Below are 7,056 nucleotides of genomic sequence, written 5' to 3' on the forward strand. Positions count from 1 at the left end.
CCGCACATGACAATGTTGCGCGGGGTCTGCCAGCGAACATTCAGCTTCGCTACCATGTGAGTCGCACCGCACGCGCGGATGTCGCGTCGTGCACCTCCTGGAAGGGAACTCACATGGGTGACTCTTATTACTACGGGGACGACGGGGGCGGCTTCGCCGCGTTCGCCTTCTTCCTCGTCTTTCTTCCCGTCCTGCTGATCATCGCGCTGGCGGGGTACATCATCTCGTCCTTCCTGCTGATGAAGATCTTCGAGAAGGCCGGAGTGGAGGGGAAGTGGCGCGCGTGGGTGCCCGTCTACAACGCCCTCGTCGCGGCGAAACTGGGTGATCTGTCACCGTGGGCCTACCTGATCGCGGTCGTCGCCTCCAGCGTGCTCGCGGGGATCCCGGTCATCGGATGGATCATCAGCCTCGTCGGCGTGGCCGCCGCGGTGATGTTCTCCTACCGTCTGGGCCTGAAGTTCGGCAAGGACTGGCCGTACCTGCTGCTCTGGCTGATCCCCGGCATCGGATACCTCATCTGGCTCGGCATCCTGGCCTTCGGCTCGTCGCCGTGGAACCCCGCGATCCGTCCCTCGCCGTGGGCGACCTCGTTCCTTGCGGACAAGACGGTCTGGAGCGGGATCCCGGTGCAGCCCGATCAGCAGTTGCAGGGACCGCCTGCGGCCACGGCCGGCGGTTACGCTCCGCCCGCGCAGCCGTACGCGCCTCCGGCCCAGCCCTCCACCCCGCCGCAGACGCCCCCGGCCGGCGGCGCGACGCCGCCTCCGCCGGCACCGCCGGCCGGCCCCACGCCGCCGCCTGCCGGTCCGCAGGCCTGAACGCGAGCGACGAGCTCCCCGCCCCGCGGGGAGCTCGTCGTCGTTCGCGCCCGTGCGCCGCGCCTGTCGGATCGAAGAGCCCGGCCTGGGCGTCTACTAGGATGGCAGGGCCGTGCGCTTCCGCCGGCGAAGCTGTCGGCCTACCGGAGGATCTGTCGTGCCCGAGGTGACCACGCATACGCGTACCGTTCCCCTGGCGGGCGGCGCGCTCGATCTCTCCTGGGCGGCGTCGACCGACACGGGCAAGCGCCGAGAGGTCAACCAGGACGCGCTCCTGGCCGAGTACCCCCTGTTCGTCGTCGCGGACGGCATGGGCGGGCACCTGGGCGGAGAGATCGCCAGCGCCAGCACGGTGGATCGCCTGCGCGGCGTCGTCGAGGGCGGCGCGGTGTCTCCCAAGAACATCGAGAAGGCTCTGTCGCGCGCCGTCAAGGACATCGTCTCGCACCCCGAGACCACCGACGAGGGAACCGGCACCACGCTGACCGGTCTCTACCTCGAGGTGGGCGGGGAGGAGCCGCACTGGGTGACCTTGAACATCGGGGACTCGCGCGTCTACCTGCTGCGCGACGACGACATCGTGCAGATCACCACCGACCATTCCGTCGTGCAGGAACTGATCGCCGCCGGGCGGCTGAGCCCGGAAGAGGCCGAGAATCACCCGTACGGCAACGTCATCACCCGCGCCGTCGGCCCGAGCGACAGCGTCAAGCCCGACTACCTCCGCCTCGAGGTGGTCGACGGGGATCGTTTCGTCATCTGCTCCGACGGGCTGACGAAGGAACTGACCGATTTCGGCATCCGGCACTTCCTCGAGGCCAACCCCGACCCGGCCGCCGCCGTCGAGGCGATGATGGCCGCCGCCCTCGAGAACGGCGGCCGCGACAACATCACCATCGTCGTGCTCGACGTCACCCGTCGGGCCGCGTAACCCGAGAGCTTGACCGCGGAGCGTCGCTGCTCCTAGGTTCAGCAGATGACCTCCGCACCCGAACGGACGGCCGGCAAGGGCCTGGCGGCGGGAACCCTCGGCCTGTGGGGCTCGACCGTCATCGGTCTGGCATCCACGGCCCCGGTGTACTCGCTCGTAGCGACCCTGGGCTTCGTCGTCCTCGCCGTCGGCGCCTCGGCGCCCATCGCGTTCATCATCGCCTTCATTCCGATGTTGTTCATCGCCTTCGCGTACCGCGAGTTGAACAACGATGTCCCCGACTGCGGCACGACCTTCACCTGGGGGACGAAGGCATTCGGCCCGTGGGTCGGCTGGATGGGGGGCTGGGGCGTCGCCGTGGCCGGGATGGTCGTGCTCGCCAACCTCGCCCAGATCGCGGGCATCTACCTGTGGTCTCTCATCGGTGACGGGTCCCTCGCCGAGAACGTGCCGCTCGTGACCGCCACCGGCGTCGCGTTCATCGCCGCGATGACGTACGTCAGCTATCGCGGCGTCGAGATCGGCGAGCGCATCCAGAACATCCTCCTCGGCGTGCAGTACCTCGTGCTGGCGCTGTTCGTGGTGGTGGCGCTGTGGAAGTTCTTCGACGGGACCGCGCCGAACCCGACGCCGTTCGATCTCGCCTGGTTCAACCCGTTGGGCTTCACCGACTGGAGCGGCTTCACCGAGGCCGTGCTGCTGGCCTTGTTCATCTACTGGGGCTGGGACACGTGTCTCGCCCTGAACGAGGAGACCAAGGACCCCAAGCGCATCCCCGGTCGGGCGGCACTGCTGACCACCGTCATCCTGCTCGGCACCTACGTCTCGGTCACGGTGGCCGCGATGATGTACGCCGGGGTCGGCGAGGACGGGACGGGGTTGGCCAACGCCGACAACGCCAACGATGTGTTCCTCGCCCTGAAGGACGGACTCTTCGGCCCGTTCGGCTGGATCCTCATCGTCGCGGTGTTGATCTCTGCGGTGTCGTCGACGCAGACCACGATCCTCCCCACGGCCCGGGGCACGCTCGCGATGGCCGCGTACAAGGCGCTGCCGAAGCGGTTCAGCACCGTGCACCCGCGCTTCCGGACGCCGTCGTTCTCCACGCTCGTGATGGGCATCGTCGCGAGCGTCTACTACGTCGGCATGACGCTGATCAGCGACAACATCCTGCAGGACTCGATCCTGTCGCTCGGGCTCGCGATCGCGTTCTACTACGCCATCACGGGCTACGCGTGCGTCTGGTACTTCCGCCGCGACCTGTTCACCTCGGCGCGGAACCTCGTCTACCGCGGCATCCTTCCGCTGCTGGGAGCGCTCATGCTGACCTACGCGTTCGTGCAGTCGGCGATCGACATGTACGACCCCGAGTACGGCAACACGGTCCTGCTGGGCATCGGAGGGACGTTCGTCGTCGGTATCGGCGCGCTCGCGATCGGCGTCGTGCTGATGCTGCTCTGGTACGCCTTCCCGCGCTCGAAGCCCTTCTTCCACAGAGAGAGCCTCAACCGCGACACCGAGGTGCTCGTCCCCGACGAGCCGATCACGTACCCGCGGTCGGTCGACGGCGGCATCTGAGGACGGTGAGCCGGTCGCCGTCACGGCGGGTGACCGACTCCGCTCAGACCGTGGCGCGGATGACGCCGACCTGTGCTCCGCCGCCGAGAACGGTCAGCGGAAGCGCCGAGAGGGTATCGGCGACCGCGGACGCATCGAGGGCCCCCGCGCGTTCCAGCAGACGCAGGGCGACGGCGTGGCCGGCCCGGGTCGATCCGTCGAGCGTCTTCAGCGCAACGGTCGTCCCGTCGGGAGCCGTCATGACCTGGACGCCCTCCGCGCCGTACTTCGAGAACACGCCCAGGCGTTCGATCACGACGGTGTCGGGGCGGCCGGGGCCGTCGATGGTCCACGGGTTCTCGCGGACGGCGCGCACGAGCGCGCCGGCGCTGCGGTGGAGCGCGAACGGCGAGCGCTCCGACGACGTCGCGATGCGCTGGATGGCACGGGCGAGGCCGGTCAGGCTCATCGCGTACACCGGCGCACCGCACCCGTCGATCGCCATGGTCGTGGCGCGCTCGCCGACGAGGCGCTCGATCACCTCGCGGATGTGCACCTGCAGGGGGTGCTGCGGGTCGAGGTAGTCCGCGGTCGACCAGCCGTTGGCCACGCACGTCAGCAGCATCGCGGCGTGCTTGCCCGAGCAGTTCATGCGCAGGGGAGAGGGGGTGCCGTGGTCCCGGACGAGATCGTCGCGCGACGCGGTATCGCTCGGCCACGCCGCGGGGCACCCCAGGTCGTCCTCGGTCAGTCCGGCGGACTGCAGGATGCCACGGGCCACCTCGACGTGCCGGTCGGTTCCGGAGTGGCTCGCCGTCGACAGCGCCAGGCTCTCGCCGCTGAGGTCGGCACCGGCGGACAGACACGCGAGAGCCTGCAGGGGCTTCATGCTCGAGCGAGGGAGAAAGGGCGCGCTCACGTCGCCCAGCGCCGTGTGCTCGGACCCGTCGGGCGACAGCACGACGGCCACGCCGCTGTGCCGTGACTCGACGAAGCCGCTCCGTTCCACGACGGCGATCTCGACGGCATCCGGGGGCGTGGCAGGCATCCGTCCATCGTATCTTCCGCGCCCCGGACTCCGCGGCGGGGGAAGGGGGCAGGATGGGAGCATGATCGGTGAGCACCAGTACCGCCTGCAGGCCACGTGGACCGGCGACCGGGGGACCGGCACGAGCGGGTACCGCGACTACGACCGGTCGGTCTCGCTCGAGGTCGACGGGAAACCTCTGCTGGAGGCCTCCGCGGACAAGCCCTTCCGGGGCGACCCGGCGAAGTGGAACCCCGAGGAACTGCTGCTCGGTGCGCTCAGCGAGTGCCACCTGCTGTCGTACCTGCACGCGTGCGTGACCACGGGTGTGGTCGTCGTCTCGTACAGCGATGAGGCCACCGGAACGATGGTCGAGGACGGCAAGGGCGGGGGAGCGTTCACCGATGTCCTGCTGCGGCCCCGTGTCGTGGTGGCGGAGGAGTCCATGGTCGAGGCCGCTCTCGCCGCGCATCGTCAGGCGCGCGAGTGGTGCTTCATCGCGAACTCGGTCAACTTCCCCGTGCGCCACGAGCCCGTCGTCACCGCCGCCTGACATCGCGCGGTGCGGCGCGCGTCGTACAGTGAGCGCATGCAGCTCGAACCCGCCCTGCGACGTCTGGACCGCCTCGCCGGCGGTCGTCAGGCCGATCATCGCGTCGACCCGTCCGACGATCCCCGCGTCCGCCGCGCCTTCCGCGCGGTGACGATCCTGCTCGCCGCGGGATTCCTCCTCGGCGTCGCCACGATCATCGTGGCCGCCGTGATGGCCCTGAACGGTGACGACGTCGGCTTCGCCGTGTGGATGCGGTGCCTCGTCGTGCTCGGCATCACCACGACGCTGTTCTACTTCCTGTGGCGCGCGCGGGCGGGCTGGTACTGGGCGTTCCGGCGCCTGCAGCTGTTCAGCCGCATCTTCCCGATCGTGGCGCTCGTCCTCGCCGCGATCCCCGGGCTCTACCCGTTCTGGGTGGTGACCGAGCAGATCCTGTTCGCGATCCTCCTCATCGGGGTCTCGGACTACCTGCAGTCCGACGCCGTGCGGGCGGCGTTCCCGAAGCCGTCGCGCTGAGTCCCGGCATCCGGATGCCGAGGGCCCCGGGAACGACGGAACCCCGCCGGCACGAGGCCGACGGGGTTCCGATCTGCGGGGGTGTGCTCAGCGCACGTCTTCGTCGACCCAGTCCATCGACTTGGTGACGGCCTTCTTCCACAGGCGCAGTTCGCGCTCGCGCTCGGTGGGGTCCATGTCGGGCTCCCAGCGCTTGTCCTCCTGCCAGTTGGCGCGCAGGTCATCGAGGTTGTCCCAGAAACCGACGGCCAGGCCCGCCGCATAGGCGGCACCCAGGGCCGTGGTCTCGGCCACGACGGGTCGGACGACCGGAACGCCGAGGATGTCGGCCTGGAACTGCATGAGCTCGTCGTTGGCGGTCATACCACCGTCGACCTTGAGCTCGGTGAGGTCGACGCCCGAGTCGGCGTTGACGGCCTCGAGCACCTCGCGAGTCTGGAAGGCCGTGGCCTCGAGGGCGGCGCGGGCGATGTGGCCCTTGTTGACGAAGCGCGTCATGCCGACGATCGCGCCGCGGGCGTCGGGACGCCAGTACGGAGCGAACAGGCCCGAGAAGGCCGGCACGAAGTACACGCCGCCGTTGTCGTCGACGGTGCGGGCGAGGGCTTCCACCTCGGGCGCCGAGGAGATGATGCCGAGCTGGTCGCGCAGCCACTGGATGAGCGAACCGGTGACGGCGATCGAGCCCTCGAGGGCGTAGCGAGCCGGCTCGTCTCCGAGCTTGTAGCCGAGGGTGGTCAGCAGACCGTTCTTGGAGTGGACGATCTCTTCGCCCGTCTGGAAGATGAGGAAGTTACCGGTGCCGTAGGTGTTCTTGCTCTCACCCGGGTCGAACGCGGCCTGACCGAACGTCGCGGCCTGCTGGTCGCCCAGGATGCCGGCCACGGGGGTCTCGCGCAGCAGCGACGACGACTCGACCTGGCCGTAGACCTCGGAGGAGGAGCGGATCTCGGGCATCATCGACCGCGGCACACCGAAGTCGGCGAGGATGTCGTCGCGCCACTGCAGGGTCTCGAGGTCCATGAAGAGCGTGCGGCTGGCGTTGGTGACGTCGGTCGCGTGCACGCCGCCGTCGATGCCGCCGGTGAGGTTCCACAGCACCCACGTGTCGGTGGTGCCGAAGATCAGATCGCCCGACTCGGCCTTCTCTCGCGCGCCGTCGACGTTCTCGAGGATCCACACGATCTTGGTGCCGGAGAAGTAGGTCGCGAGGGGCAGGCCCACGATGCTCTTGTAGCGCTCGACATCGCCGTCGGCCAGGCGGTCGACGATCGACTGCGTGCGGGTGTCCTGCCAGACGATGGCGTTGTAGACGGGCTTGCCGGTGTTCTTGTCCCAGACCACCGCGGTCTCGCGCTGGTTGGTGATCCCGACCGCGGCGATGTCGTGGCGGGTGATGTCGGCGCGGCTCAGGGCCAGACCGATGACTTCCTGGGTGTTGCGCCAGATCTCGAGCGGGTCGTGCTCGACCCACCCGGCCTTCGGGAAGATCTGCTCGTGTTCCTTCTGTCCGACGGACACGACGCCGCCGGACTTGTTGAAGATCATCGCGCGCGTCGAGGTCGTGCCCTGGTCGATGGCGAGGACGTAGTCGGCCATGGAGGACTCCTTTGTCAGTGGGTGGGGTGGTTTATGAGAGGGGAAGAGGGGG

Annotated in this window: 7 protein-coding genes; 5 read left to right on the forward strand and 2 right to left on the reverse strand. The window is 68.9% G+C overall.

Features of this window, described 5'->3' with window-relative positions; genetic code table 11:
* Positions 1-113: 113 nt before the first annotated feature.
* From FE256_RS17095 to FE256_RS17105, 3 genes are all read left to right on the forward strand, one after another.
* Positions 114-821, forward strand: coding sequence for a large exoprotein (locus FE256_RS17095; RefSeq protein WP_138178042.1), 708 nt, complete (start codon positions 114-116; stop codon positions 819-821).
* A gap of 157 nt (positions 822-978) precedes the next feature.
* Entirely contained in the window at positions 979-1,752 is a 774-nt protein-coding gene (locus FE256_RS17100; protein ID WP_138178044.1) for a PP2C family protein-serine/threonine phosphatase, read from the forward strand.
* 45 nt (positions 1,753-1,797) lie between these two features.
* On the forward strand, positions 1,798-3,330 hold the full coding sequence (locus FE256_RS17105; protein ID WP_138178046.1) for an APC family permease: 1,533 nt from the start codon (positions 1,798-1,800) through the stop codon (positions 3,328-3,330).
* 43 nt (positions 3,331-3,373) lie between these two features.
* Here the strand turns inward: FE256_RS17105 and FE256_RS17110 are convergent, their stop codons facing one another.
* The gene (locus FE256_RS17110; protein ID WP_138178048.1) at positions 3,374-4,357 is read right to left on the reverse strand and encodes an asparaginase; all 984 of its coding nucleotides are present in this window, start codon (positions 4,355-4,357) and stop codon (positions 3,374-3,376) included.
* Positions 4,358-4,418: 61 nt separating this feature from the next.
* Between FE256_RS17110 and FE256_RS17115 the strand changes: the two genes are divergently transcribed.
* Entirely contained in the window at positions 4,419-4,889 is a 471-nt protein-coding gene (locus FE256_RS17115) for an OsmC family protein (RefSeq protein WP_138178050.1), read from the forward strand.
* 36 nt (positions 4,890-4,925) lie between these two features.
* Positions 4,926-5,405 (forward strand): hypothetical protein, encoded by a 480-nt coding sequence (locus FE256_RS17120; protein ID WP_138178052.1) that lies wholly within the window; start codon positions 4,926-4,928, stop codon positions 5,403-5,405.
* An 87-nt stretch (positions 5,406-5,492) separates the two neighbouring features.
* Here FE256_RS17120 and glpK read toward each other — a convergent pair whose 3' ends face one another.
* A complete protein-coding gene (gene glpK, locus FE256_RS17125) occupies positions 5,493-7,004 on the reverse strand; it encodes a glycerol kinase GlpK (RefSeq protein WP_138178054.1) in 1,512 nt (503 codons plus the stop codon).
* Positions 7,005-7,056 lie beyond the last annotated feature (52 nt).

Origin of the sequence: Microbacterium sp. 5K110, from assembly GCF_005774735.1 — a bacterium.
Taxonomy (GTDB): domain Bacteria; phylum Actinomycetota; class Actinomycetes; order Actinomycetales; family Microbacteriaceae; genus Microbacterium.